This is a genomic window from Bradyrhizobium tropiciagri (assembly GCF_001189845.1).
GTDB classification, from domain to species: domain Bacteria; phylum Pseudomonadota; class Alphaproteobacteria; order Rhizobiales; family Xanthobacteraceae; genus Bradyrhizobium; species Bradyrhizobium tropiciagri.
In genome coordinates, this window is the sequence record NZ_LFLZ01000001.1 from 321,450 (window position 1) to 346,943 (window position 25,494).

At 65.8% G+C, this 25,494-nt stretch carries 27 protein-coding genes and 1 pseudogene; 14 read left to right on the top strand and 14 right to left on the bottom strand.

The annotated features are described in order from the left end of the window. Window positions 1–6: 6 nt before the first annotated feature. On the bottom strand, window positions 7–741 hold the full coding sequence (locus tag AKN84_RS01450) for an SDR family NAD(P)-dependent oxidoreductase (RefSeq protein ID WP_050418993.1): 735 nt from the start codon (window positions 739–741) through the stop codon (window positions 7–9). A gap of 273 nt (window positions 742–1,014) precedes the next feature. On the opposite strand from AKN84_RS01450, the gene AKN84_RS01455 reads away from it, so the two are divergent. From AKN84_RS01455 to AKN84_RS01465, 3 genes are all read left to right on the top strand, one after another. Next, entirely contained in the window at window positions 1,015–1,911 is an 897-nt protein-coding gene (locus AKN84_RS01455) for a LysR family transcriptional regulator (protein WP_050418994.1), read from the top strand. A gap of 279 nt (window positions 1,912–2,190) precedes the next feature. After that, window positions 2,191–2,664: a VOC family protein gene (locus AKN84_RS01460; protein WP_050418995.1), complete on the top strand. Its 474-nt coding sequence runs from the start codon at window positions 2,191–2,193 to the stop codon at window positions 2,662–2,664. Between the two features lie 123 nt (window positions 2,665–2,787). Then, a complete protein-coding gene (locus AKN84_RS01465) occupies window positions 2,788–4,050 on the top strand; it encodes a serine hydrolase domain-containing protein (RefSeq protein WP_050418996.1) in 1,263 nt (420 codons plus the stop codon). 107 nt (window positions 4,051–4,157) lie between these two features. Here AKN84_RS01465 and AKN84_RS01470 read toward each other — a convergent pair whose 3' ends face one another. The 4 genes from AKN84_RS01470 to AKN84_RS01485 all read right to left on the bottom strand — a co-directional run bounded on the left by AKN84_RS01470 (window position 4,158) and on the right by AKN84_RS01485 (window position 7,007). Then, window positions 4,158–4,652, bottom strand: a complete 495-nt coding sequence (locus AKN84_RS01470) for a peptide deformylase (RefSeq protein WP_050418997.1) — start codon at window positions 4,650–4,652, stop codon at window positions 4,158–4,160. Between the two features lie 54 nt (window positions 4,653–4,706). Then, window positions 4,707–5,579, bottom strand: coding sequence for a bifunctional helix-turn-helix transcriptional regulator/GNAT family N-acetyltransferase (locus tag AKN84_RS01475; RefSeq protein WP_050418998.1), 873 nt, complete (start codon window positions 5,577–5,579; stop codon window positions 4,707–4,709). 64 nt (window positions 5,580–5,643) lie between these two features. Next, window positions 5,644–6,504 (bottom strand): DMT family transporter, encoded by an 861-nt coding sequence (locus AKN84_RS01480; protein ID WP_050418999.1) that lies wholly within the window; start codon window positions 6,502–6,504, stop codon window positions 5,644–5,646. After that, window positions 6,501–7,007 (bottom strand): MarR family winged helix-turn-helix transcriptional regulator, encoded by a 507-nt coding sequence (locus AKN84_RS01485; protein ID WP_050419000.1) that lies wholly within the window; start codon window positions 7,005–7,007, stop codon window positions 6,501–6,503. The genes AKN84_RS01480 and AKN84_RS01485 overlap by 4 nt, the downstream gene beginning before the upstream one ends. A 214-nt stretch (window positions 7,008–7,221) precedes the next feature. Here AKN84_RS01485 and AKN84_RS01490 point away from each other — a divergent pair, with 214 nt between their 5' ends. After that, window positions 7,222–8,019: a DUF899 domain-containing protein gene (locus AKN84_RS01490; protein ID WP_128970318.1), complete on the top strand. Its 798-nt coding sequence runs from the start codon at window positions 7,222–7,224 to the stop codon at window positions 8,017–8,019. Between the two features lie 33 nt (window positions 8,020–8,052). Here AKN84_RS01490 and AKN84_RS01495 read toward each other — a convergent pair whose 3' ends face one another. Continuing rightward, complete coding sequence (locus AKN84_RS01495; protein ID WP_050419001.1) at window positions 8,053–8,955, bottom strand: LysR family transcriptional regulator; 903 nt, start codon at window positions 8,953–8,955, stop codon at window positions 8,053–8,055. Window positions 8,956–9,058: 103 nt separating this feature from the next. Here AKN84_RS01495 and AKN84_RS01500 point away from each other — a divergent pair, with 103 nt between their 5' ends. From AKN84_RS01500 to AKN84_RS01510, 3 genes are all read left to right on the top strand, one after another. Next, the gene (locus AKN84_RS01500) at window positions 9,059–9,844 is read left to right on the top strand and encodes a GNAT family N-acetyltransferase (protein WP_128970319.1); all 786 of its coding nucleotides are present in this window, start codon (window positions 9,059–9,061) and stop codon (window positions 9,842–9,844) included. Next, window positions 9,841–11,019 (top strand): MFS transporter, encoded by a 1,179-nt coding sequence (locus tag AKN84_RS01505; RefSeq protein ID WP_050419002.1) that lies wholly within the window; start codon window positions 9,841–9,843, stop codon window positions 11,017–11,019. Before AKN84_RS01500 ends, AKN84_RS01505 begins: the two co-directional genes overlap by 4 nt. A 71-nt stretch (window positions 11,020–11,090) precedes the next feature. Next, the gene (locus AKN84_RS01510) at window positions 11,091–12,554 is read left to right on the top strand and encodes a M20/M25/M40 family metallo-hydrolase (protein ID WP_050419003.1); all 1,464 of its coding nucleotides are present in this window, start codon (window positions 11,091–11,093) and stop codon (window positions 12,552–12,554) included. A 3-nt stretch (window positions 12,555–12,557) separates the two neighbouring features. Here the strand turns inward: AKN84_RS01510 and AKN84_RS01515 are convergent, their stop codons facing one another. Further along, window positions 12,558–13,067 carry a DUF1993 domain-containing protein gene (locus tag AKN84_RS01515; protein ID WP_050419004.1) on the bottom strand — a complete coding sequence of 170 codons (510 nt, stop codon included), beginning with the start codon at window positions 13,065–13,067 and terminating at the stop codon, window positions 12,558–12,560. 15 nt (window positions 13,068–13,082) lie between these two features. Continuing rightward, window positions 13,083–14,519 (bottom strand): MFS transporter, encoded by a 1,437-nt coding sequence (locus AKN84_RS01520; protein WP_244484874.1) that lies wholly within the window; start codon window positions 14,517–14,519, stop codon window positions 13,083–13,085. Between the two features lie 105 nt (window positions 14,520–14,624). Here AKN84_RS01520 and AKN84_RS01525 point away from each other — a divergent pair, with 105 nt between their 5' ends. After that, entirely contained in the window at window positions 14,625–15,536 is a 912-nt protein-coding gene (locus AKN84_RS01525; RefSeq protein ID WP_050419006.1) for a LysR family transcriptional regulator, read from the top strand. A gap of 33 nt (window positions 15,537–15,569) precedes the next feature. Here the strand turns inward: AKN84_RS01525 and AKN84_RS01530 are convergent, their stop codons facing one another. Further along, window positions 15,570–16,481, bottom strand: a complete 912-nt coding sequence (locus AKN84_RS01530; RefSeq protein WP_050419079.1) for a LysR family transcriptional regulator — start codon at window positions 16,479–16,481, stop codon at window positions 15,570–15,572. 214 nt (window positions 16,482–16,695) lie between these two features. Here AKN84_RS01530 and AKN84_RS01535 point away from each other — a divergent pair, with 214 nt between their 5' ends. Beyond that, a complete protein-coding gene (locus AKN84_RS01535) occupies window positions 16,696–18,213 on the top strand; it encodes an MFS transporter (RefSeq protein WP_050419007.1) in 1,518 nt (505 codons plus the stop codon). A gap of 61 nt (window positions 18,214–18,274) precedes the next feature. Here AKN84_RS01535 and AKN84_RS01540 read toward each other — a convergent pair whose 3' ends face one another. Both AKN84_RS01540 and AKN84_RS01545 read right to left on the bottom strand, forming a co-directional pair. After that, complete coding sequence (locus AKN84_RS01540; RefSeq protein ID WP_202814655.1) at window positions 18,275–18,679, bottom strand: cupin domain-containing protein; 405 nt, start codon at window positions 18,677–18,679, stop codon at window positions 18,275–18,277. Between the two features lie 94 nt (window positions 18,680–18,773). Beyond that, window positions 18,774–19,175, bottom strand: coding sequence for an Ohr family peroxiredoxin (locus AKN84_RS01545; RefSeq protein ID WP_050419009.1), 402 nt, complete (start codon window positions 19,173–19,175; stop codon window positions 18,774–18,776). A 148-nt stretch (window positions 19,176–19,323) separates the two neighbouring features. On the opposite strand from AKN84_RS01545, the gene AKN84_RS01550 reads away from it, so the two are divergent. Together AKN84_RS01550 and AKN84_RS44415 are read left to right on the top strand one after the other, a co-directional pair. Continuing rightward, entirely contained in the window at window positions 19,324–19,791 is a 468-nt protein-coding gene (locus tag AKN84_RS01550; RefSeq protein WP_050419010.1) for a MarR family winged helix-turn-helix transcriptional regulator, read from the top strand. Window positions 19,792–19,967: 176 nt separating this feature from the next. Then, window positions 19,968–20,090: pseudogene (locus tag AKN84_RS44415) on the top strand (BamA/TamA family outer membrane protein); the annotation flags it as partial. Window positions 20,091–20,111: 21 nt separating this feature from the next. On the opposite strand, the gene AKN84_RS01555 reads toward AKN84_RS44415, so the two are convergent. Beyond that, complete coding sequence (locus tag AKN84_RS01555) at window positions 20,112–20,648, bottom strand: AAA family ATPase (RefSeq protein ID WP_244484876.1); 537 nt, start codon at window positions 20,646–20,648, stop codon at window positions 20,112–20,114. 240 nt (window positions 20,649–20,888) lie between these two features. On the opposite strand from AKN84_RS01555, the gene AKN84_RS01560 reads away from it, so the two are divergent. After that, window positions 20,889–22,055 carry a substrate-binding protein gene (locus tag AKN84_RS01560; RefSeq protein WP_050419012.1) on the top strand — a complete coding sequence of 389 codons (1,167 nt, stop codon included), beginning with the start codon at window positions 20,889–20,891 and terminating at the stop codon, window positions 22,053–22,055. Between the two features lie 124 nt (window positions 22,056–22,179). On the opposite strand, the gene AKN84_RS01565 is transcribed toward AKN84_RS01560, so the two are convergent. Then, window positions 22,180–22,989 carry an aminoglycoside phosphotransferase family protein gene (locus AKN84_RS01565; protein ID WP_050419013.1) on the bottom strand — a complete coding sequence of 270 codons (810 nt, stop codon included), beginning with the start codon at window positions 22,987–22,989 and terminating at the stop codon, window positions 22,180–22,182. Window positions 22,990–23,164: 175 nt separating this feature from the next. Between AKN84_RS01565 and AKN84_RS01570 the strand changes: the two genes are divergently transcribed. Together AKN84_RS01570 and AKN84_RS01575 are read left to right on the top strand one after the other, a co-directional pair. Then, window positions 23,165–24,538 (top strand): MFS transporter, encoded by a 1,374-nt coding sequence (locus AKN84_RS01570; protein ID WP_244484877.1) that lies wholly within the window; start codon window positions 23,165–23,167, stop codon window positions 24,536–24,538. Further along, entirely contained in the window at window positions 24,496–24,828 is a 333-nt protein-coding gene (locus AKN84_RS01575; protein ID WP_050419080.1) for a hypothetical protein, read from the top strand. Before AKN84_RS01570 ends, AKN84_RS01575 begins: the two co-directional genes overlap by 43 nt. Before the next feature lie 6 nt (window positions 24,829–24,834). On the opposite strand, the gene AKN84_RS01580 is transcribed toward AKN84_RS01575, so the two are convergent. Further along, window positions 24,835–25,479, bottom strand: coding sequence for a Vgb family protein (locus AKN84_RS01580; RefSeq protein WP_050419014.1), 645 nt, complete (start codon window positions 25,477–25,479; stop codon window positions 24,835–24,837). Between the last annotated feature and the right edge of the window lie 15 nt (window positions 25,480–25,494).

A 25,494-nucleotide genomic window follows, 5' to 3' on the forward strand; every position in this document is an offset into this window, starting at 1 on the left:
CCACCTTCAGATGGCCGAGAAGCCGCCGTCGACAGACAGCTCCACGCCATTCACGAAGCTGGACTCGTCGGAAGCGAGAAACACCGCGGCCGCCGCAATTTCCTCAGGCTGACCCATCTTTCCCCGTGGGATCAGGGATTCGAACATCCGCTTCGCCTCCTCGGTGAGGACCTGGTCCTGCATTGGCGTCGCGATCGGCCCCGGGCTCAGCACGTTCACCCGGATATTCCTGCCCTTCAGCTCGTTGAGCCAGGTGCGTGCGAAGGAGCGCAACGCCGCCTTGCTCGCCGAATACACGCCGTAACCAGGAAAACCTTTCACCGAGGCGACGGACCCGGTCATGAAGATCGATCCGCCGTCGTTGAACAGCGGCAACGCCTTCTGGACCGTGAACAGCGTGCCGCGCGTATTCAGGCCGAAGGCCGCATCGAAATGCTGCTCGGTGATCTCGCCGAGTGGAACGGATTCGCCGATGCCGGCGCTCGCGTACAGGACGTCGATCTTGCCCTTGTCCCGCTTCACCGTATCGAACAGGCGGTCGAGGTCGTCGAGATTGGCCGCGTCGCCGCGCACGCCGGTCACGTTCCGGCCGATCAGCCTGACGGCCGCGTCGAGCGCCTGCTGCCTTCGGCCCGTGATGAAGACATGGGCACCTTCTTCAACGAACCGCTTGGCGCTCGCCAGCGCCATGCCGCTCGATCCACCCGTAATGACTGCAACCTTACCTTCAAGCTTTCCCATGATTTCTCCTTCAGGCTCTGCCTTCGTTCGGGGAGGGCCCCCGAGAACGCCAACATGGGTCCGCCGGAGTCGGGCGTTGAGTGCGAAAGCGCGCACAGCGGCGGTGCGAAATCGATCCGGCCGGACGACTGACGGCCTGCCGCCACGGATTCGTATCCGCCGCTCGGAATTGGGCTACGCGCGTCGGCATGGGCTATGATGGCCGCCCGTATTGCTGTTCGATGTGTTAGATGCGGGCTTCGGAAGGCGCACCATGCGGTGCCGGATTGCACCATGATCGACTGGGATGACGTTCGCTACTTTCTTGCCGTTGCGCGCCGAGGCTCGGTGCGGGCCGCCGCCGAGCGTCTCGGGGTCAATCACTCGACCGTGCTCCGGCGTATCGCCCAGCTCGAGGAACGCCTCGGAGCGCACATGTTCGAAAAGCTGCCTTCGGGCTACCGCCTGACGGCTGCGGGTGAGGAGGTCCTCGAACTCGCGGACCAGATGGAAGCGTCGTCGCACCAGCTGGAGACGCGCGTCTTCGGCCGCGACCAGGGCGTGCGCGGACTTCTGCGGGTGACGCTGGCACCGACCCTCGCGACCCACCTGCTGATGCCGGACTTCGCCGATTTCGCGCGTCTGCATCCGGACATCGAGATGGAAATCCTGTCGTCCGGCGAGCTGGCAAATCTGACCAATCGAGAGGCCGACGTTGCGATCCGTGTCGTCTACGACCGCAAGACGCTGCCGCTCAATCTTCACGGCCTGAAGGGGCCGGAGCTGTTCGGCGGCGTCTACATATCCCGCGATCGGCTGGCCGCGTGGCGTGCGGGCGCGCCCGATCCCGTCAGGTGGATCGTCATCAGCATGCATGGCGTCCCGGACTGGGCCAGCGACGGCGAGGTTCGCACCACCGGGGTTCCGTTCAGGACCACGGACGGCGAGGCGCAGATCGCTGCCGTCCGGCAAGGGCTCGGGATGACGACACTGCCATGCTTTGTCGGAGATGCCGACCCCCTATTGGTGAGGGTGCCGGGCGGCGACCTGCACATGCATGGAACGCTGTGGCTGCTCACGCAGGGGGAGACGCGCAAGACCAAGCGCGTGCGGCTCTTCACCGAGTTCGTATCGCGCAGGCTCGCCGCCTACGCGCCGCTTCTCGCGGGATTGTCCGCATCGCGCGACTGAGTTGCCTCGACGCTAATCGTAGAGCAAAGCATCGTCGTCCTGGCGGAAGCCAGGACCCATTACCCTAATGGACCCTAATGGCAATTGGGTATGCGACGCTGGGGCCATGATCCCATTCATCATCAAATTCGGTGGTTATGGGTCCTGGCTTTCGCCAGGACGACAGTGGCGTGCGTGGAGGCCGTGTTGCGACAAACCCAGTTCCCGCGAATTATTTTCGTCGGCCTGTCGGTTGCCGTCTTCGCCGCTCGTCCTCCGCGCAAACAAAGGAGACTGCACATGACCGATCTCGTCACATGCCTGTGGTTCGATCAGGGCCGCGCGCGCGAAGCGGCGGAGTTTTACGCCGCGACCTTTCCCGACAGCCATGTCGACGCGGGGCATGCATCGCCGATCCCGGGCATCGGCCAGGGCGACGAATTGACGGTCGAGTTCACCGTGCTCGGCCGCCGCTTCGTCGGGCTGAACGGCGGTTCCAACTACGTGCCGAACGAGGCGGTCAGTTTCATGGTGCTGACCGACAGCCAGGAGGAGACTGACCGCTACTGGAACGCGGTGACGTCCAACGGCGGCGCGGAACTGCCGTGCGGCTGGTGCCGGGATCGCTGGGGCTTCACCTGGCAGATCACGCCGCGGCGGCTGCTCGAGCTCGTCAACGCAACCGATCGCGCGACCGGCAGGCGCGCGATGGAGGCGATGATGACGATGAAGAAGATCGACATCGCCACGATCGAGCGGGCGGCCGCGGGGTAATCCGCGCACCGGAAATTGGCGCCGGCAGCGCTCGCGGCGACCATCACCCCGGCGCAAACGCGGGATGTGCGCCTTGCCGCCGCGTGATACGAAACTCGTATCACAGCCCTGGAGCTAATCTTGATGTCCGTCGCGACCGCCGCCAATCAACAACAAACTCCCTCCGCCGCCGAGAGCGATCCCGAGACGCTCGGCTGGATGCAGGGCTTTCCGCCGCCGCAGGACAAGACCATCACGTTCCAGGACGGCTCGTTCCGCAGCTTCCCCGAGCTGCGCTGGGCCTGGAGCAACATCCGCCAGCTGGTGCCGACGGTGAATGTCTGGCGCGGGGCAGGGCCGGCGTCGGTGCTGCCGCGCGAGGATCACGATATCGGCGCGTCCGCGTCGGTGACGATGGACGGCCGGCCGCAGACCTTCGCGCGCATGCTCGAGGACAGCTATGCCGATGGGATCGCCGTGCTGCACCGGGGCAAATTGATCTACGAGCGCTATTTCGGCGCACTCAAGCCGCACAAGCCGCATATCGCGATGTCGGTGACGAAATCGTTCACCGGCACGCTCGCCGGCATTCTGATCGCCGAGGGCAAGATCGATCCGCAGGCGCCGATCACGGACTATGTGCCGGAGCTGAAGCAAAGCGCATTCGGCGATGCCCGCGTGCACGAGGCGATGGATATGACCACCGGCCTCAAATACACCGAGGTCTACACCGACAGGAATTCCGATGTCTGGGGGCTGCGGCGCGCCAACGGCATGGCGCCGATCCCTCCGGGCTATGAAGGCGCCACCAACATCTTCGATTTCCTCTGCGCACAACAGAAACAGGGCGAGCACGGCAAGGCCTTCGCCTACAAGACCGTCAATTCGGACGTGCTGGCTTTCATCTGCCGGCGCGCCAGCGGCATGACGTTGTCGGATCTGCTCTCCGAGAAGATCTGGGCGCCGATGGGCGCGGAGGAGGACGCGCATTATCACGTCGACCGCATCGGCACCGAAAGCGGCGGCGGCGGGCTGTCGACGACGCTGCGCGATCTCGCCCGCTTCGGCGAGACCATCCGCAATCACGGCCGCTTCAACGGCCGCCAGATCGTGCCGTCGCAAGTGGTCGAGGACATCGCGCGCGGCGGCGATCCCGAAAAGTTCAAGCCGGCCGGCTACATCACGCTGCTAGGGGCATCCTACCGCAATCAGTGGTGGGTGACGCACAATGCGCACGGCGCCTTCATGGCGCGCGGCGTGCATGGCCAGGGCATCTACATCGATCCGAAGGCCGAGATGGTGATCGCGCGCTACGCCTCGCACCACGCCGCCGGTAATGCCGCCAACGATCCGGTGACGCTGCCGGCGTATATGGCGCTGGCCAAGGATTTGATGGCGGGAGGATAGCGACGTTCACTCGTGTAGGGTGGATTAGCCGGAGGCGTAGTCCACCGACTCATCTCGCCATTGATGATAGTTGCGGCGGGTTACGCTTCGCTAACCCGCCCTACAAACTACCGCGAGATCTTCTCGTATCGCTTGATCAGGCGCTCCCGCTTGAGGCGGGACAGCCGCCTGATCCAGAACACGCCGTCGAGCTGATCGATCTCGTGCTGATGGCATACGGCGCGCAGCCCGTCGGACTCTTCGGTCTGCATGTTGCCGTCGAGATCCTGGTAGCGGATGCGGACCCGCGCATGGCGCTCGACCTCGTCATTGACGCCCGGCATCGAGACGCTGCCCTCCTTGTGCAGGATCATGTCGTCCGAGGCGTAGATGATTTCCGGATTGACATAGGTCCGCGGCCCCTCGCGCGCGTCGAGCTCGAGCACCACGACGCGCAAGGAGACGCCGATATGCGGCGCGGTGATGCCGATGCCGGGCGCCGCATGCATGGTCTCGAGCAAGTCCGTTGCCAGCTCGCGCAGCGCGTCGTCGAACATGGTCACCGGCTCGGCCGGCAGCGCCAGCCGCGGATCGGGATAGCGGACGATGGGGCGAATGGTCATACGAGCGTCTTAGGCCAGCGTCGGACGTTGGACAACCCGCGCGCGGCGCGCCGCTCAGAGCCGCTTCTCGAAGAACAGATCAGGGTAGGGGTCGTCGTTGAAGCGCGGGATCTCGGTCCAGCCGCTTCTTCGGTAGAGCTGTCCGGCTTCCGCCAGCGCGCTGTTGGTGTCGAGCCGCAGCAGTGCGATGCCGAGGTCGCGCGCGGCGTGCTCGGCGGTGTCCATCAGGCGCCTGCCGAGACCGAGGCCGCGCGCGGCGGGTGCGACCCAGAGCCGCTTGATCTCCGCGAACTCGCGGCCGCCGCCCTTCAGCCCGACGCAGCCGAGCGGCAGTCCGTCCGACATCGCCACGATGAAGCTGCCGCGTGGACGAACCATGTCCTTGGCGTCGGGATCGCGCGACAGCTTGACGTCAAACCCCTGTTTGAAGCGCCGCGCCAGTTCGGCGTAATATTCGCCGAGGCAGTAGTGTGCCTCGTCGCTGCGCGGGTCGACCTCATGCAGCGCAGTGGCGTCACGTCCGAGCGCCGAGGCGATCAAGTCCATCGCCGCCAGCAGAGCCTCGCCTTGGCTGTGGTGGCTCAGAAAATCCTTCGCCTGGCGGTTGGAGATCGCCTCATAGGCGTTGAACTCACGTTTGCCTGCCGATGTCAGCTTTGCGATGCGGCGACGGGCGTCGTTCTCATGCGCGGTGGTCTCGATCAGTTCCTCGTCCTCGAGGCTGCGCAGCAGGCGGCTCATCAGGCCGGAATCGAGCCCGAGATAATCCCTGATCTCGCCGACGTCGGCGCGTCCGTGTCCGATCGCGTTCAACACGCGCGCCGCCCCGAGCGGCCGGCCGCGGCCGAGGAACGAGGTGTCGAGCGCGCCGACGGCGGAGGTCACGGCACGGTTGAAGCGGCGAACGCGGGAAACAGGGTCGAGCATATATCTGACTTTAGTCAGATATCGTTGCGGCGTCAATTGGTGCGCGAACGCAGGCGCACTCAATCTACGCCCGCGCCAGCACCAGCACATTGCCGGCCAGGATCGCGGCGACGCCGGCGAGCACCGGCCAGCCCAGCGCAAGGTGCTCGAACAGCGCCGACAGCACGAGGGCGACCAGCGGCACCAGTGCGAGCGTGTAGGCGGCGCGGCCGGGGCCGAGCCGGCGCACCAGCTCGAAATAGAGCATGAAGGTGATGCAGGACGCGGCGACCGCGAGGTAGAGGAAGCTCGCTGCGTAGGAGAGCGAGACGTCGGCCGCAAATGGCGTGCCCGTCGCGATCGCCCACAGCGCGCTCGCCGCGGCGCCGACAAAGGCTCCCCACGCCAGCACGGAGACCACCGGCAGTCCGGCGCGCTGGTTGCGCGCACCGACGGTCGTCCCGGCACCGGTCGCAATCGCCGCGATGAGCGCCCAGGCGAAACCCGCCAGCGACGCAGCGCCGTGCGCGCTGGAGCCTGGCAGGAAGATGATCGCGAGTCCGAGGATGCCGCACAGCGCGCCCCACACGAAGCTGGAGGAGATCGGGACGCCGAGCGCGGCGCGCGCGATCACGGCTGCGAACAGCGACGAGGTCGAGAGCACCAGTGCCGCAAGCCCGCTCGGCATCCGCGCGGTCGCTTCATAGAAGGCGATGAAGGCGATGGCGAAGAACAGCAGGCCCTGCAATGCGACGGCCGGCCGGTCCTTGTGTGGGATCGCGAGCGGCACGCCGCGCAGCCGGCCGTAGCCGAGCAGGATGAGGCCTGCCAGCACCATGCGCAGGGCCACCGACCACGGCGCCGGTGTGACACCCGCCTGCATCGCCGTTGCCAGCGCGCCGCCGCCCCACAGCAGTGCGGTCAGCGCGAACAATGCGGCGGTCATGGCGCGCCGGCATCCTCGAGCAGCGCGCGCCAGCCGCCGGTGTCGATCCGTGCGCTTTCTCCCTCGAGCCGGGTGAGGGCGGAATCGAGCGTCGTTCGCTCGCTCTCCGAGAGGCGGGCGAGCAGCCGCGTTTCGATCGCGCTGCCGAGTGCGGCGATCCGGCTGAAGGCGGTCCGGCCGCTGCGGGTGATGCTGACCGCGGCGAAGCGGCGATCGGATTTGCTGGCACGTCGCACGGCGAAGCCGAGCTCCGTGAGCTGGCCGATGCCGCGGCTGGTCGCGAACGGATCGAGTGCGCAGGCGCGGCCGATCTCGGAAGCATTGGCCGCGTCCCGTTCGGCGATGACGGCGAGGATGCGCCAGCCGGCCTGGCTCAGTCCGAATGTCTCGCCGTAGAAGCTCTCGAGCGGGCGGGCGACCTGGGCTGCGACCAGGAACAGGCGATAGGGCAGCCAGGCGCTCAGCTTCAGGCCATCGTCGGCAGCACGGGCGGTCTGTTTCATGGCACGAGGCTCGCACAGATAATTGCATAGTGCAAGTACTATGCAAAGAGATCGAACCCGTCACGGCGCATGCGCGAAAATCCCGACACACTTGTCACTCCCACCGGCCGTCGCCGCCGCGCCAGATTGCGGCATGGCCAATGACGAACGGCCGCCAGCAATGGAACTGCGCAGTGGTGCCGGAGTTCGTCCAATTCGAGAGATGGAGATCATCATGACCAAATCGGCTGAAAACGATCGCGGCGGACTGGCGGCAATGCAGACACCGCCTGTCGTGTCGCGGGAGGCGTGGGAGGCGGCGCGCCTAGAGATGCTAGTGAAGGAAAAGGCGCATGTGCGGGCGCGCGACGCGCTTGCGGCGGAGCGGCGGCGGATGCCCTGGATGGCGGTCGAGAAGCCGTATGTCTTCGAGGGACCGAACGGCAAGGTGAGCATGCTCGATCTGTTCGAAGGCCGCCGGCAACTGATCATCTACCGCGCGTTCTTCGAGCCAGGCGTGTTCGGCTGGCCGGACCACGGCTGCCGCGGCTGTTCGCTCGGCGCCGACCAGGTCAGCCATCTCTCGCATCTCAACCAGCGCGATACCACGCTGGCCTACGCCTCACGCGCGCCGCAGGCCGACATCGCGCGGCTGAAGGCGCGGATGGAATGGGAGATGCCGTGGTACACGATAACAGACAGTTTCGATGCAGACTTCGGCGTTGCCGAGTGGCACGGCCACAACGTCTTCATCCGTGACGGCGAACGGATCTTCCGCACCTATCTCGTCAACAGCCGCGGCGACGAATCGATGGGTACGGTGTGGAGCTATCTCGACATCACGCCGTTCGGCCGCCAGGAGCTCTGGGAGGATTCGCCGAAGGGCTATCCGCAGGGCCCGACCTACAAATGGTGGAATTGGCACGACAATTACGAGGTCGAGACCGCGCCGAACGCGAAGTGGGCAGCCGTGACCGATGCCGGCGAGGCTGCGTTCCGCAAGATCGCCGAGCAGGAACGCAAGGCGACTTGAGGGGTGGAGCAGGGAGGACGCATGGCGTCCTCCCTAGCGGCCATCGTTCTTTGCGGCAGAGAGCGCCTTCAGTGCAGACAAGGTCTGCCGCAGGCCGCGGTCGAGGCGCTTGTCGCGGCGGATCACGACCGCGAGGCGGCGATGCAGCTTTGGCGACAACGACCGGACAGCCAGGTCATGCTGCTTGGCCCTGGCCGGCACTGCCATGCCGGGCAGGATCGCGCAGCCGAGGCCGGCGCGCACCATCTCCTTGATCGCCTCGACGCTGCCGAGCGACATCAACGGCTTCAGCGACACGCCGCCGCGCGCCAGCCACTCGTCGGCGGTGCGCCTCGTGTTGCCGCCGGGCTCGAACAGCAGAACCGGCCTGGTCGCCAGCACCTCCGGCGTGATCCGCGCCGGCAGCTTCATCTCGCGCGGCGCGATCAGCACGAACTCGTCGTTCATGACCGGGGTGATCTCAAAGCTTCGTCCCGACACCGGCAGCGTGACCAGCGCGATGTCGATCGTGTTGTCCTCGACAGCTCGCGCGATCTCCGCCGTGTTGCCGGTCGTGACCGTGATCTCGAGCGAAGGCAGTGCGGCCCGCAACTCCCTCAGGATCGGCGGCAGCAGGAAGATGCAGGCGGTCGCCCCGGTGCCGAGCCGCACGCGGCCTGCCGTTCCCGTGGTCTGCTGCGCAACGGCGTCGACCGCCGACGTCACCGCCGCGTTGATCTGCTGCGCGTGCGAGAGCAAGGCGACGCCGGCGGCCGTCGGCCTCGCCCGTCGTCCGACCCGCTCGATCAAGGTCGCATTCAGGCTCTTTTCGAGCTGGCGCACCTGCAGGCTCACCGCTGGCTGCGTGAGCTGCAATCGCTCGGCCGCGGCGGAGAAGCTGCCGCTATCGATCACGGCGGCAAAGCTTTCGAGATAGTCGAGGTTGAGGTTCTTCATCAAAGTACCTCTTATGCTGCGCATAAGTTATCAAAGCTTCACTTATATAAGGCCGGAGCGCATAGTCCGGCAAGCGACGGCTTCGGCAGATCGGGAGCAGGCATTGTCTGGCCTCAAGCGCATTGGCGGCGTTATCGTCGAGCTGGGGCGTTATCTTGCGGTCTCGCCGCATTCGCGCATCCGCCGCTGGCAGGCGCTACGCGAGCTCGACGATCGTCTGCTGGCGGATGTCGGACTGTCGCGCAGCGATGTCGAGATGAGCCCATGGTGCGTGCAGAATGCGCCGATGCGCCGCCGAAGCACAGGCATGATGCCGCAGGACGAGAGTGGAAGGATGAGAGACAGCGAAGCCACAGTGATCCGCGACGCCACAGAGGTCGACATGGCGGAGGTGCAGCACATCTACGCCCATCACGTGCTCAACGGGCTGGCGACCTTCGAGGAGGTGCCGCCGACCGTGGACGAGATGCGCGGCCGCCGGAGCGCCGTGCTGGCGGCGGGGCTGCCGTATCTCGTGGCCGTGGTCGACGGACGGGTGGCCGGCTACTCCTATGCGACGGCGTACCGGCCGCGGCCGGCCTATCGCAACACCATTGAAGACTCGGTCTACGTGTCGGAAGCCCTGCGCGGCCGCCGCGTCGGGGCTGCGCTGCTGCAGGCGCTGATCGAACGATCGGAGACGGGGCCCTGGCGGCAAATGATCGCCGTGATCGGCAACAGCGGCAATGTCGGATCGATCGCACTGCACCGTCGCATGGGTTTCGAGATGGTCGGAACGCTGAGATCGGTCGGCTTCAAGCTCGGGCAATGGGTCGACACCGTGCTGATGCAGCGGCCGCTTGGGCCGGGCGCCTCCACGCTTCCCGCGGAGCGGGAATTGCTGCGGTGATCGCTCGACGCGTCGTGGCCGCCCTCGGGCTGGCTCAACTGATCTCGTGGGGCGCGACCTATTATCTGATCGGCGGCTTCGGCGAGCAGATATCAGCGGATCTCGGCTGGGGGCGCGACATCGTCTACGGCGGATTCGCCGCTGCGCTACTGGTAATGGGCGTGACGTCGCCCCTTGCGGGGAGGTGGGTGGACAGAAGCGGCGGCCGGCAGGTCATGGTCGCGGGCGCCGTGATCAACGCGCTCGGCTGCGCCGGTCTCGCGGTCTCGCATCAGATCGGTACGTACTTCGCATCGTGGATCGTTCTCGGGCTCGGCATGCGGTTGACGCTGTACGATGCGGCATTCGCCGCGCTGGCCCGGATCGGCGGACCGGAGGCGCGCCGCGCGATGTCCGGGATCACCCTGCTCGGCGGCCTGGCGGCAACCGTGTTCTGGCCGCTCGGCCATACGCTCTCGGAACAGTTCGGCTGGCGCATCGCGGTGCTGGTCTACGCCGGTCTCGCATTGCTGACGATCCCGCTGCACGTGCTGATCCCGACCAAGCGGTTTGCCGGCGTATCGAGCTCCGCGGCGCCGGCACATAAGCAACCACGCGCCGCCAGCCGCCGGCAGCTTGCGGCGGCGGGCGGGCTCTATGCCGTGATCATGACCGGCGCCAATTTCCTGAATGCCGGCATGTCCGCGCACATGATCGCGGTGCTCTCGGGCCTCGGGCTCACCGTCACGGTGGCCGTCTGGATCGCAACGCTCCGGGGCATTGGGCAATCCGCTGCGCGCCTTTGCGAAATCCTGTTCGGTGCACGGCTCGATCCGCTGGCGCTCAATCTGACGGCTTGCCTGATCATGCCGCTCTCCTTCATCGCCGGATTGTTCAGCGGGTCGTCGAAGGAGATGGCGATCGCCTTCGCGCTGCTCTACGGCGCCTGCAACGGCATTCTGACCATCACGAGGGGAACGCTGCCGCTGATCCTGTTCGATCATCGCAGCTACGGCACGCTGGTCGGCCGGCTCATCGTTCCGAGCTTCATCCTGCCGGCGGCAGCGCCCCTGGTCTATGCGATCGTGATCGACCGGTTCGGCGATGCGAGCGCGCTCTATCTCTCCACCGGCCTCGCCATCACGACGTTGCTCGCAGCCGCCATGCTGAAGGTGATGTTTCCCAGAACTTCTTGAGTTCGAGGACTCCCTGGGGCGAGCGGCACAGATTATCCTGTTTCAAAACCACATAAGGGAGGAAGAAGAACATGATGCCGTCGACCAAGACCCGCCTTGCTGCGTTGGCCCTTGCCGCGTTGCTGTCCTGTGCCGGAGCGGGACATGCGCGCGCCGAGCGGCCGGGCGACCGCACGGTTGCGCTGCTCAAGAAGCTGATCTCGTTCGATACTTCGAACGGCCCGGGCGATACGCGCGCGCTCGCCGAGTACCTGAAGTCGCAGTTCGCGCCGCTGGGCGCCGAGGTGGACATCTTCGTTGCCCCGAACGGCAAGGCCGCGCATTTCATCGCGCGGCTGCGCGGTGACGGCTCGAAGAAGCCGGTGCTGCTCGCCGCGCATGCCGACGTCGTTCCGGTCGAACGCGAGAAGTGGACCGTGGAGCCGTTCGCCGGCGTCGAGAAGGACGGTTTCGTCTACGGGCGGGGCGCGATGGATTTCAAGGGCGGGCTTGCCGTCTTCGCGAGCGCCGTGATGCGGCTGGCGGAAGAGAAGACGCCGCTGGCGCGCGATGTGATCTTCCTGGCCGAGGCCGACGAGGAGCAGGGGCAGTACAGCACGGTGTGGCTGGCGAAGGACCATTGGGACAAGATCGACGCGGAATTCGCGCTGAACGAAGGCGGCTACGTCCTGCAGGAACGCGACGGCAGGGTGCGCCAGATCAATGTCACGACGGCGGAAAAGCTCTCGGCGACCTTTGCCTTGAAGGCGACCGGTCCCTCCGGCCATTCCTCGCGGCCGTTCCCGGCGGGCGCGATGGCCAACGACCGCCTGATCGCGGCGCTGGCCAAGCTCGCGGCGCACGATCCGGCCGTCAAGCTGGTGCCGGCGACGGAGGCCTATTTCAAGGCGCTGCTGCCGATCAGTTCGGAGCAGACGGCAGCCGATATCAAGCAGCTGTTGGCCGCAAAGGAGCAGGGCGATCTCGAAGCAGCCGGAAAGAAGCTGGTTGCCGACAATCCCAAGGACAGCCTGCTGCTGCATGCTCTGCTGCGCGACACCATGGTGATCACGATGATCGACGCCGGCATCAAGCCCAACGTCATCCCCGGCGACGCCAAGGCGGTCGTGAACACGCGGCTGCTTCCGGGAACGACGACGGACCAGATGATCGCCGAGATCAAGCGCGTGGTCGGCGATCCCGGCATTGAAGTCAGCATCGTGACCTCGCTAACGCAGCAGGCGGCGCGGGACGCCTATCTGATGCGGAGCAAGATCCCGGCATCGCCGGTCGATACCGAGCTTTATGCCGCGCTGGATCGTAATGCCAAGCGGGTCTGGAAGGACGCGGTCCTGGTGCCGACCATGTTCGAGGCGGGGACCGACGCCACCGCCTGGCGCGAGCGCAATGTGCCCGTCTACGGCATCTATCCGTATCCGCTCGACGACGACATCCTGAGCCGGATGCATGGCAACGACGAAAGGATCGGCGTCGAGGCCGTCAAGCAGGGCGCGGAGTGGGTCTACAACACGCTTCGCGAGGTCGCCAAGAAGTAGCGATCAATTCGAGAGGTAGTTGCCGAGGAAGTCACGCTTGCCGAGCGGCACGCCGCGATGGCGCAGGATGGCGTAGGCGGTGGCGACGTGGAAGAACAGGCTCGGCAGCGCGAAGCCGTGGAGGTAGCGCGCTGCCGGCATTGGCGGGACACCGAAGGGCAGAGTGATGAGACGTTCCGCTGCCTGGTCGAATGCCCGAACCGGGACCGTGCCGATGTAGTCGAGCGTCCGCGAGATCCGGGCGTGGGCCTCGGCGAGACTTCGTTCATCGTCGGCAAAGGGCGGTGGCTCGAGACCGGCTAGCCGCCCGGCGGCGCCCTTGGCGTGATCGCTGGCCCGTTGCACCTGGCCGACCAGCGTCAGCATATCGGGCGCCAACCGCGCCGCGAGCATGGCGTCGGGATCGAGACCGCGTTCGCGAGCGTCGGCCTCGCCCTTGCGCAGGAGATCGGCGAGTGCGTCGAGCATCTGGCGAAATACCGGGACGGATGCATCGTAGAGCGGTGCGGTCATGGCATTCTCCTGATTTCAAGCAGCCGGCTCGCGCGGCAGCCACAGCGACAGCCAGCCGCCGAGCGCCAGCAGCGCGACGTTGCAGCCGAGCGCGATCGTGAAGGCGTGGGCGTAGTCGCCGGCCTGCGGATGCGTCCCGAGCAGGCTGTAGAAGACGCCGCCGATCACGGCGACGCCGAGTGCGGCGCCGATCTGGAAGGTCGAGATCATCATGCCCGACGCCAGCCCGGCATGGCGCGGATCGATGCTGCCGATCACGGCCTTGATGACCGACGGCATCACGGTGCCGAAGCCGAGCCCGCCGCAGATCAGGCCGAACTCCACACTCTGCGGAAGCACTCCGTCGACCGACAGCATCACGATGCCGAAGCCGATGACCTGGAGCGCGAAGCCAAGCGTCAGCGTGCGCGCGCCGAGCCATTGCATCACCAGCGACGACACCAGCGAACTCACGAAGAACCCCGTCGCAAAGGGCAGGGTGGCGAGGCCGGCCGCTAGCGGTGAAAAATGCAGCCCGCTTTGCAGGTAGACCGCAAAGGTCAGATAGAACGACGACAGCATGTAGAAGGCGAGCGCCATCACCAGCCCGATCACGAAGTCGCTGTTGCGCAGCAGATGCAGGGCAACCAGCGGATTGCCGCCACGTGCGGACAGCCGCGCCTCGAAGCGGACGAAGGCGGCGAGCATCAGCGGAGACGCCAGCAGCATCGCGATGATCCAGACCGGCCAGCCGGATTCGCGTCCTTCGATCAGCGGATAGACCAGAAAGCCGAGCGTGAGCGACAGCAGGACGACGCCACCGACATCGAGCCGTTGGGCATGCTCGGCACGCGAGTCGGTCAGGAACAGCAGACCGCCGATGAACGCGGCGAGGCCGATCGGCACGTTGATCAGGAAGATCGCCTGCCAGGCCAGTCCGAAGGGATGCGCCGAAACCAGCACGCCGCCCAACACCTGGCCGCAGATGTTGGCAAGACCGAACGTCGCGCCGTAGAAGCCGAGCGCGCGGCCCTGTTCGGCCGCGGGGAACAGCACGCGGATCGAGGCGAGCACCTGCGGCGCCATCACGGTGGCGGTGAGGCCTTGCAGGATCCGCCCGGCGACCAGCACGGTGGGCGACCATGCAATGCCGCACAGCATCGATGCGATCGTGAAGCCGGCAACGCCGGTCAGGAACATGCGCCGCCGGCCGAGCAGGTCGCCGAGCCGGCCGCCGGTGATCAGGAAGACCGCGTAGGTCGCGGCATAGGCCGAGATCACGAACTGCACCTCGCTCGCCGTCGCGCCGAGATCGTCGCGAATGGCGGGCAGCGCGAGGTTGACGACGTTGAAGTCGAGGATCGGCAGGAAGGCGCCCGTCAGCAGCACGGGCAGGGCCAGCCAGCGCCGCGGGTCGACCATTGCCGGCCGCGTGTCGTGCAATTGCAACGTCTCGGTGGTCTCGCTTGTCACCTTCCAACTCCTCTGCATCGTCGGCGCGACGCACCAACGTCCCGGAAGATGGCCTGTCTGTTTGTGATAAGGTATTATCCAGAGTCGCCAAGCGAGTTTGCAAAAATGCACAGCCCCCTCGACTGGAATGATCTCCGGCTCGTCCTCGCTGTCGCGCGAGAGGGCAGCCTCTCAGGCGCGGCGCGCAGGCTGGGCGTCACGCATTCGACGGTGTTTCGCCGTCTCGGCACGATCGAAACGGCGATCGGTACGCGGCTGTTCGAGCGCTTCCGCGACGGCTATGCGCAGACACCGGCCGGCGAGACCGCGGCCGCGTCGGCGGCCCGGCTCGAGGACGAGGTGCTCGCGCTCGAGCGCAAGCTGGCGGGACAGGATCTCAGGCCGTCGGGCCCGGTCCGGATCACGACCACGGACACGCTCGGCTCGGTGCTGGTGCGGCATCTGCCGGCGATGCGCGCTGCGCATCCGGAGATCCGGCCCGAGATCATCGTCTCGAATGCGATGGCCAACCTGACGCGCCGCGAGGCCGACATCGCGATTCGGCCGACGCCGGCGCCATCCGAACTGCTGGTCGGACGGCGCATCGCCGAGATTGCCCATGCGGTCTACGGATCGCGTGCCTATCTCGCCCGGCATGACGACAAGGATCTGTCCGCACACGACTGGATCGGGCTCGACGACGCGCTGGCGGGTACCGTGATCGCCGACTGGATGCGGAAGAACCTGCGTTCGGCGCGCGTTGCCTGCCGCGTCGATGCGCTTCCGGCGCTGCGCGACGCAGCGGCGGCTGGAATGGGTCTGGCTCTGCTTCCTTGCTATGTCGGTGATCTCGCACCCGCGCTGCGCCGCCTGACGCCGAAGCCGCTCGCTGAGCCGCGATCGTCGCTATGGCTATTGACGCATGACGATCTGAGGCGCACCGCGCGCATCCGCGCCACGCTGGATTTTCTGGCCGAGGTGCTTGGGTCGGAACGCGCGCTGTTCGAGGGAAGGCGCACCGACCGGGCGCGGCGTTAGCCGGTAGGCGATCTCGCGCGCGCCACTGATTGTTCAGGACCCGGCAGCGACAGCGATGGTTCGCGTGTTCCCCGCTGCGCCGCCTGCGCTCGTGGGCGGACGATGGTGCTCGCGAAAGGCGTTTGCCAACGTCTTCAACGCCGCGCGCGACCTCGCGTCTGACAACGTCGACAGCAGCATGATCTCGGATGGAGGCAGGGCGGGGAGGCCGAACTTCTCGGTCACCTCGATCGTGCCGGGCGGCGCCACCCGGCGTGAGAACACCGAGATCGCCAGGCCCGCCGAGACCGCATCGGCGACGGCAAAGGCGCCGCAACCGAGGAAGGTTTCCGTCCACGGCAGTGCTGCTGCGTCGAGCGCACGCGTCGCGGTGTTGAGGATGCCGCAGGCGGGTGACGATGCCGCCAATCGGAACGGCTCTCCGGGGCGATGGAGAAAGTCCGGCGTGGCAAACCAGCCGAAATGATCGGGGCCGAGAACGACGCCGTCGCGGCGATCGTCGTCCCGAAAAATAATCACGGTGTCGATCATCCCGCGATCGAAGGTGTCGAGCAGATCACGGGCATCGTCGAGCCGAACCTCGATCGTGAGCATGGGATCATGTGCATTGAGCCGGGCGAGCAGGGTGGGAAGTTCGGGGGCGCCGACGTGAGTGGCGATCCCGAGTGAAAAGCGGCGACGGGCTGACGACAGTCCGGCGACGGCGCGGTCATGCGCGGCGAGCAGTTCGCGCGCGGGAGCGAGGAACTCGGCACCCTGGGCCGACAGGCGCACCAGCCGCGGGGTTCGCTCGATCAGTCTGTGGCCGACCTGGCGCTCCAGCCGCTTCAGCTTGACGCTGATCGCGCCCTGCGTCGTGCCGAGCGCTTCGGCAGCGCGCGTAAAACTGCTGAGCTCGGCGATGGTCACGAAGGTCTTGACGGCGTCGATGTCGAGCGTGGTCATGTCAATCATCCGGAATTGTTGTCTCTGAAATATCTAGTCATCCAATTCACCAATGCTCAAGGCGTCACTAGCTTTACATGGTGAAGCGCCGCGGCCACCCGATTCCTGCCGCTGCTGCGTCAATACATCGTGAGTCGATCGACCGACGCTGCTGCCAGCACCCTGGCAACAGCGTGCGGTATGCCGTTGGCTTGCCACAACAAAAGGCCTGATCATGTCTACTGAACTGAGCCGCCGCGGCGCTGTCGTGCTGTCTGCCGTATGCCTTGCCTGCCTGATGTTCGGATTGGAGATCTCCAGCATCCCCTCGATTCTGCCGACGCTGGAGCGGGTGCTGCATGCCGACTTCAAGGCGCTGCAATGGATCATGAATGCCTACACCATCGCGGTGACCACGGTGCTGATGGCGATCGGGACGGTGGCGGACCGCTATGGGCGCAAGCGCATCTTCCTGGTCGCGATCGCAGCGTTCGGAATCACCTCGCTGATCTGCGGTGTCGCCTCGAGCGTCGAAATGCTGATCGTCGCCCGCTTCCTGCAGGGGCTCAGCGGTGGCGCGCTGCTGATCTGCCAGATCGCCGTGCTCTCGCACGAATTCCAGGGCGGCCGTGTACGCGCCGTCGCCTGGGGCTGGTGGGGTGTCATCTTCGGCATCGGTCTCGGCTTCGGGCCGATCATCGGTGGTGCCGTGGTCGCGGTGCTGAGCTGGCAATGGGTATTCCTCGTCCACGTGCTGTTCGCAGCCGTGGCGTTCGTGCTCACGATCGGCGGCGTGCATGAGTCGAAGGACCCGAAGGCCAGCAGCCTCGACATCGCCGGCATCGTGACGATGTCGCTCGCGGTGTTCTGCCTTGCGTTCTACATCACGCAGGGACCGGATCTCGGCTTCGCCAGCCCGAAGGCGCTCGCGATTCTCGGCGTCTCGGCGGTGAGCTTCGCAGCGTTCCTCGTCGCCGAGAGAATCAGCCGGCGGCCGATGTTCGACTTCTCTGTATTTCGGATCCCGGCGTTCTCCGGTTCGATCGTCGGCTCGGCGGCGATGAATCTCAGCTACTGGCCGTTCATGATCTATCTGCCGATCTGGTTTCACGCCGGCCTCGGCTATGACAGCGTGTCCGCTGGCCTTGCGCTGCTGGCCTACACGCTGCCGACGCTGGTGATGCCGCCGTTCGCCGAGCGGCTGTCGCTGCGCTACCAGCCGGGCCTGATCATCCCGGCGGGGCTGTTCACCATCGGCACCGGATTCATGCTGATGAAGTTCGGCAGCGCTGCCGCGCAGCCCGACTGGCTGACGATGCTGCCGGGCTGCCTGCTTGCCGGGATCGGCCTCGGCATCACCAATACGCCGGTCACCAACACGACGACCGGCTCGGTCTCGAGCGATCGCGCCGGCATGGCCTCCGGCGTCGACATGAGCGCGCGGATGGTCTCGCTGTCGGTCAACATCGCGCTGATGGGCTTCATCCTGGCGAGCGGTGTGCTCGCGCATCTGAAGGCGGTGCTGCCCGCGCTCGACGGCGCGCAACTCCTTGTCCTCGCCGAGCGGATCGCGTCCGGCGATGCCGCGTCCGCACCTGAGCTGACCGGCCCGGTCGTGCACCAGGCGCTCGCGAGCGGTTTTGGCTGGGTGATGCTTTATGGCGGTATCGGCGTCTGGATCATGGCCGCAATCAGCTTCCTGATCTTCAACGCACGAGCGGTGCGGCAGGCCGAAGCTCAGGGCACCAAGTGAATTGATGCCGCCGCGCTCGCCCCAGGATGAGAAGTGCGCAGGGGCGGGCGGGCGGCATCGGTCACTTCACGAGGGTCAGCAGCGGCTTGTCCTTCTCGACGATATAGGCCGCAAGCTCGCTGGCGGTGACGTTGCCGACATTCTTCGCCGCATGGATGGTGCCTGCGGGGATGAACAGCACATCGCCGGCTTTCAGCGTTGCCGGCGGTCTGCCCTCGACGTCGTATTCGAGCGTGCCTGATAGCACATATAAGATCTCTTCGCCGGGATGGGTGTGCTGGCCGAAGGCCTTGCCCGGTGCGATGTCGACACGCACCTGGACGGCTTCACGGCCGGGTGCGCTGAGGTCGTGGCGCTGCAGATCGGTTCGAGCGATGCCGGCCGGCTGCTGCGCCTGCGCGCTCGGGATCGTCAGGAGACTTGCAGCGAACAGGGCCGTCCTTGCGAGGAGACGCGTCGCCGTCATCAGCTTGCTGGTCATCTTGAACTCCTGGAGTTGTGCTGTCCGACCGCGAGCCGGCAAGCGGCCGGCCCGCGTCGGAGGTCATCATGTGATCGTCTCAGACCAGCGTGGTCGTGACGTCGATGTTGCCGTGAACCGCCTTGGAGTAGGGGCAGATGCCGTGCGCGGCTTCGATCAGCTCCTGCGCAACCTCGCGCTCGACGCCGGGAACGTGGACGTTGAGGCGCGCGCTCAGGAAGTAGGCGCTGCCGGCCTGGTTCAGGTCGATCTCGGCATCGACCTCGGGCTCGCTTGCGAGCTTGACCTTGCGCTGTCCGGCGGCGAGCTGGATTGCGCCGATGTAGCAGGCCGACCAGGCGGCGGCGAACAGGTTTTCGGCGGCCGGGTGCGGCTGCGGCAGCTTGACGTCGAGGAAGCCGTCGCGCGAGCGGGCGGCGCCGTTCGGGCCGGCGGTGACGTGGGTCTTTCCGGTGACGAGAACCTTTGCATTGGCGGTCATGGCGAACTCCTTTGGGTTGGATATAAATCGTGTCCGATATAATCGGATGCGAGTTGAAATAGATCTCGGGTTTGGCGATGTCAAGCACTTCCGATTTAATCGGATACGATTTATATTGGCCGAGACTTCACGAACTCCGGAGACGCCCGTGACCCGCACTCCCAAGGCCGACGCAAAGGGCCGAAAACTCTCGAATTTTCTGTGCTTTGCGGTCTATTCGGCCAATCTGGCCTTCGGCCGCGCCTACAAGCCGATCCTGGACGCGGTTGGCCTGACCTACACCCAGTACATTGCCATGATCGCGCTGTCGGAGGCCGACGATCAGACGGTCAGCGCGCTCGGCGAAAAGCTGTTCCTGGAATCCAACACGCTGACGCCGATCCTCAAGAAACTGGAGCAGAGCGGCTACATCAGCCGTACCCGCGATCCCGCCGACGAGCGGCAGGTGCGGGTGAGCCTGACTGCGGCCGGCCGGCGCCTGCTCGACAAGGAAATCAATGCGTCGCTGGTCGAAGCCACCGGGCTCGGCGACGAGTTTCCGATCGTGCAGAAAAGCGTGGTCAGGCTGCGTGACAATCTGCTGCATCACACGCGCGGCGATTCGAAGAAGGGCTGATCGTTCGGCAGCAGATTGTAACGCGCTGCATCCGCATGGCGGCCTTCCGCATTTTCGCCACCGCGCGACCGGCAACTCTCCTCCGCCTCGGATGACGCGGAGGAGAGTTCGAGTTGCGCAGGACGTTGCTACCCATCTGCGGGATGATCGCCACGATGAGCCACGCAGCGATCTTCGGCGTCGGCTTGATCTGGGCGTCGCCATTCGGGCCGCTGCGCTTCGACTACGCCGTGCCGATCACGAAGGGCAAATACGACATCGTGCAGGAATTCCGGTTCGGCGGCGGGACGTCGTTCTAGGAGGGCGACGGCGTCGCGTGATCAGGCCGTCGATGCGACCTCGCCGCCGAGCGTCGCCAGCACGAAATCGGCGCGCGCGGACGGCGAGCTCTTCGGCAGGATAGCGACGTCGTAGCCGAGCATGGGAAACGTCTGCATCAACCGGTGATATTCCGTCGTCGCTGCCTCGAAGCCGTGCCGGCGCTCGGAATCGGTGACGTAGATCTCAGGCCATGGCGGCGTCATGAAGACGCGTTTGTGGTAGCGATGCACGGAGCAGATCGCGCGCAGCACCGGCTCGCCCGTCAACGCCTCCAGTGCCGTCGCCGCGTCGACGAGGCCACGATCGAAGAACACCCATCCGGAATGGGTCTTTGCCAACGCCATATCCTTCAGCGCGACGTCGATGGCGCGCCGAAGGAAGGCCGCGGCATCGACCCAGGGCAGGGCCTTCCCACCGGATGTGATCTCATCGGCGATGATGCGGCGGCCGGGCTCTTCGACGACCGGATAGCCGCGTGCGTGCAGCTCGGCCAGCAGCGTCGATTTGCCGCCACCCGAACAGCCGGAGATCGGCACGAAGCGATTTTCCAGGAGATGTTCCTTTCACCATAATAGGACGTGAACCGGCATTCCATGGATGCGGGTGGCCGGAGAGGCGGGAAATGTCGGGGAAGGTGCCGCGGAGATGTCTCGACGCGCGAGGCGAGCATAGCCTCGAATGTGACACAAGCGCGGCGTGCTTGACGAATTGTTCAGCGCCGCGTCGATAATGTCCATTCACGCAGGCCTGCATCCTGCTTGAAGGGGACGACGCACATGGCCTTACGCTCGATCATCTGCATGACGCTCGCGCTGCTGTTCGGCGGCGCAGTGCTTCAGCCGTCGCGCGCGGCAGACGCCGGGGGACCTATTCGTATCGGCGCGGTGCTGCCGTTTTCCGGTGGCGTCGAGCTCTACGGCCGGCAGGCCAGGCTCGGGCTCGATCTCGCCGCGAAGGATATCAACGCGGCGGGCGGTATTCTCGGACGGCCTGTCGAGGTGATCTATGCCGATGACAAGACGCGGCCGGAGCCGGCCGCCGACGCGATGCGTTCGCTGGTCGAAAAGGATGGTGTGCTGGCCGTGGTCGGTCCGATCACCTCGCGCAACCTGAATGCACTGGTGCCGCTTGCCGAGAGCTCGAAGACGCCGCTGCTCTACGCCACCAATTACGAGGGCGGCAAATGCAGCCGCTATCTGTTTTCGTTCGGCGCGGTGCCGAACCAGGAGCTTGGCCAGCTGCTGCCCTACATGACGCAGAGCTTCGGCAACACTTATTTCCTGCTCGGCGCCGACCGGGTCTGGCCGCACCAGATGTTCGACATCGCGCAGCCCTTGATCGAGAAGCTTGGCGGCAGGGTGGTCGGGACGAAATACACGCTGGGGACGGAGACCGACTTCTCACCGCTGATCAAGGAGGTCGCGGCGAGCAAAGCCAAGGTGCTGCTGTTCGCGCTGAAGGGCGACGGGATGGACTTCATCCGCCAGGCCGACGATGCCGGTTTGCTGAAGGACATCACCGTCGCGTTCCTTGGATTGTCGGAGGTCGATCTCGGCATCTTCCGCGGCAAGGGCCAGAACATGGTGACGGTGGTGCCGGCGGTCGCGGCGAGCGACGACCCCTCGGTCAAGGCATTCGTCGCAAAGGCTCGCGCCGCCGCGGAGCCGGGCGTTGCCGTGTCGAACTATGTGATGACTCACTACAACACGTTGATCGCGCTGAAAGCCGCGGCCGAGAAGGCCGGCAAGCTCGACAAGGAGGCCATCATCGACGCAATGGCGGGCCTCACCATTCCGTCGCCGACCGGCCCAGTGACGCTCGGCCAGAATCATCACACGGCGATGAACATGTTCATCGCCGTGACGCAGGGGACGGAACTCGTCCAGGTCCGTGCGCTCGGCCAGATCACACCGCAGCCCGGATGCAGTCTGGCGGGCCGTTGACTGGAGGCCGGGGCGCGTACTGATAACCGCACGACCTGACGTTGGGGATATCGCCTCGTCACCCAAAATCGACACTGGCGGCTCGCTTCGATAGGCCACTCCGGCTCGCGCGCGACCAAACAATTCAGCCTTCCGCGCGCAGGGCCGCCTCGACGCGCTGGATCAGCCGCTCCCGCATCTCAGGCTTGGCCCCGCCGAGCAGAAGGAATACGCGGACGATCGGCAAATAGGGCTGCATCGACGTCGTCAGCGCCGCAGGGGTTGTGCCGGTCAGCCGCGCATACTCTGCCTGCAGAACCGAATTGACCGTGGCCCGCCCCGGATCGTCGGCGTGTTCCGGGTCAAGCTCGGCAATCAGGACATGGCACTGCGCAATCTCGTAGGCGGCGGGTGCACGAGCCGCGCCGATCCAGTCGATCAATCTCGGGCCCTGCGCCGTCATGATCACGTTGCCGGGGTGAAGATCGGAATGGCACAGCACGTCATCGGGTGCGAGGTGCTCGATCAGCGCGAGGACGCCGGTGGTGATGCGCTCCGGCAGCACGCTGCCGCCGAACCGCAACCTGGCGGCCATCGCCTCGCGCAGCGAAAGTGCGTCCGGCGGCGGTCGCGTCTTGTGAACGGCATGGCAGAGCGTCGCAAGAATTGCGCCCGCTTGTTCACGGGTGACGGCGCCAGTGCGCGTAGCCTGCAGCAGGGTCGGTCCATCGAACCGGGGCAGCACGATGCCGAAGCGCCCGTCCAGGGCGACTTCGCCGAGCACCTCCGGCGCCGGGCCGCCGGCGGCGAAGACCGCGCGAGTCATTCGCGTCTCGTGCTGGACCACCCATTGCGGGATACCTGGCTTGGACAGCTTGACGACCTGACCGGGCGCCCAGGCGTAGACGTCAGCGAAAAGCCCATCGCCGATCTTCTCTCCCAGCGATCCCTGCATCCCTGTTCTCCCGCGATAGAGGAAACACGGCGGCGAGCAAAAAGGAACCCCTCCCGTCGCGTGGGCGCCGGACACTGCCAGGCTCAAAAAAGTGTGAGCTTGAACGGCCTTCGGTGTCGGTTCCAGTCCGGTCCGTTCGTCTTCCATCCAGAACGAGCTGCATGGGAGTTCCGGAATGAGCAATTCGACCTATCGCTGGGTGATCGTCGCGGCCGGTGGCCTGCTCGGCTGCGTCGCGATTGGCGGCATGTTCTCGCTGCCGGTGTTCCTGCAGCCGATGGCGCGGGAGACCGGCTGGTCGGTGACCGGCATCTCCAGCGCCATGACGATCGGCTTCCTGGCGATGGCCTTCACCAGCATGATCTGGGGCACGTTGTCCGACCGCTTCGGGCCGCTCCCGGTGGTGCTGACCGGATCGATCGTGCTGGCGGCGAGCCTTGCGCTGGCAAGCCAGGCCCCATCGTTGCTGGCATTTCAGTTCATGTTCGGCGTGCTGGTCGGCGCCGCGACGGCTGCGATCTTCGCCCCGATGATGGCCTGCGTCACCGGCTGGTTCGATACCCATCGCAGCATCGCCGTCTCGCTGGTGTCGGCCGGCATGGGCATGGCGCCGATGACGATGTCGCCGCTGGCGGCCTGGCTGATTTCCCACCATGACTGGCGGACCGCGATGCTGATCGTCTCAAGCGTCGTCGGCGCGATCATGATCCCGGTCTCGTTCCTGGTGCGCCGCCCGCCTGCGCTAAGGGGTGACCACGCTGCAGCGGCGACCGCGAACGGGGAGCCGGCGATGTCGCTGGGGCAGGCGCTGCGCTCGCCGCAATTCATTATCCTGATCGCGACCAATTTCTTCTGCTGCGCCACCCATTCGGGCCCGATCATCCACACGGTGAGCTACGCCGTTACCTGCGGCATTCCGATGGTCGCTGCGGTGACGATTTACAGCGTGGAAGGGCTCGCCGGCATGGGCGGCCGCATCGCTTTCGGGCTGCTCGGCGACCGCTTCGGCGCCAAGCGCGTGCTGGTGCTGGGCCTGTTGGCGCAGGCATTCGGCGCGCTCGGCTACGTCTTCGTGCGTGAGCTTGCTGCATTCTACGCGGTCGCGGCGGTCTTCGGCTTCATCTATGCCGGCACCATGCCGCTGTATTCCGTGCTGATCCGCGAGAATTTCCCGTTGCGGATGATGGGCACCGTGATAGGTGGCACCGCCATGGCCGGCAGCCTCGGCATGGCGACCGGACCTCTGGCCGGCGGCCTGATCTACGATACCTTCGCGAGCTACACGTGGCTCTATGTCGGCTCCTGGGCCACAGGCCTCGGCGCGTTCCTGATCATGATGACGTTCCGGCCGATGGCGACGGCGCGGCCCACCGCGGTGCCGGCGCGGCGTGAGATTCGCAACCTGTCTCCTGATCCGACATATTATTCTTGTCGGATGCCGGCCGAAGGCGATCACGTTGTGGCATCATGGACAGTCATCGCAGTGCCCCTCCATGAGAGCCGACTATGCACTATGATCTGCAATGGTCTCCAGCCGAGAAGAAGATAGCGCGTGCGGCCTATGATTCAGCGGTGCAGTGCGCCCTGGCCAGGCTAATGGTCGAATTCAAGCGGCGGGCCAGCGCGGCGGCGACACCGTCGGACATGTGGGACGTTGGCGACTATCTGAGCCAACGAAAGCGGGACCTCGATCAGATGTTCGACTATCGGTACTCGCAGCTGCCTTTTGTTTTTGCGCGCTTCATTCGAGAAGGGTATCTCGACGAGACACAGCTCGCCGAGTTGTCGGACGAAAAGCGCCAGATCATTCGCTCTATTCTATCCCTTGCCAGCAAGTAGTCGCCATCACGCGCGGCTGCGCTTCGGCCGCCGGATGGCGCGCACCTTGTTGTTGGTCGAGCCGCTGCCGCAGAAGAACCGGTCCTTGCCGTCGGACTCGAGCCCGGAGACGAACGTGCCCTTCGGCATCTCCAACCGTTCCATGACTTCGCCGGTCTGCGGATCGATGCGCCTGACGTCGCTCTGGTCCTCTTCCCAGGTGCCGTGCCAGAGTTCGCCATCGACCCAGGAGACGCCGGTGACGAACCGGTTGCTTTCGATGGTACGAATGACCTTGCCGGTTTCCGGATCGACCTGCACGATGGTGCGATCGCGATACTGGCCGACCCACAGCGAGCCTTCCGCCCAGGCGAGGCCGGAGTCGCGGCCGCCGCCGGGCGAGGGGATCGTCGACACCACGCGTCCGCTGTTCGGCTCGATCTTCAGGATGCGGTCCTCGGCGATCTGGTAGAGGTGCTTGCCGTCGAAGGCGGTGCCGGCATGGGCCGCGATGTCGAGGGTGCGGGTGGTGATGCCGCTGTCGGGATCGAAGGCGACCAGCTGGCCGCCGGCCGCGAACCAGACCTGCTCGCCGTCGAAGCTGACGCCGCCGACGCTCTCGACGCCTTCGAAGGCATATTCCCGGATGATCTCGGCTTCGGACTTCTTCATGCAGCGCTCCAGGTT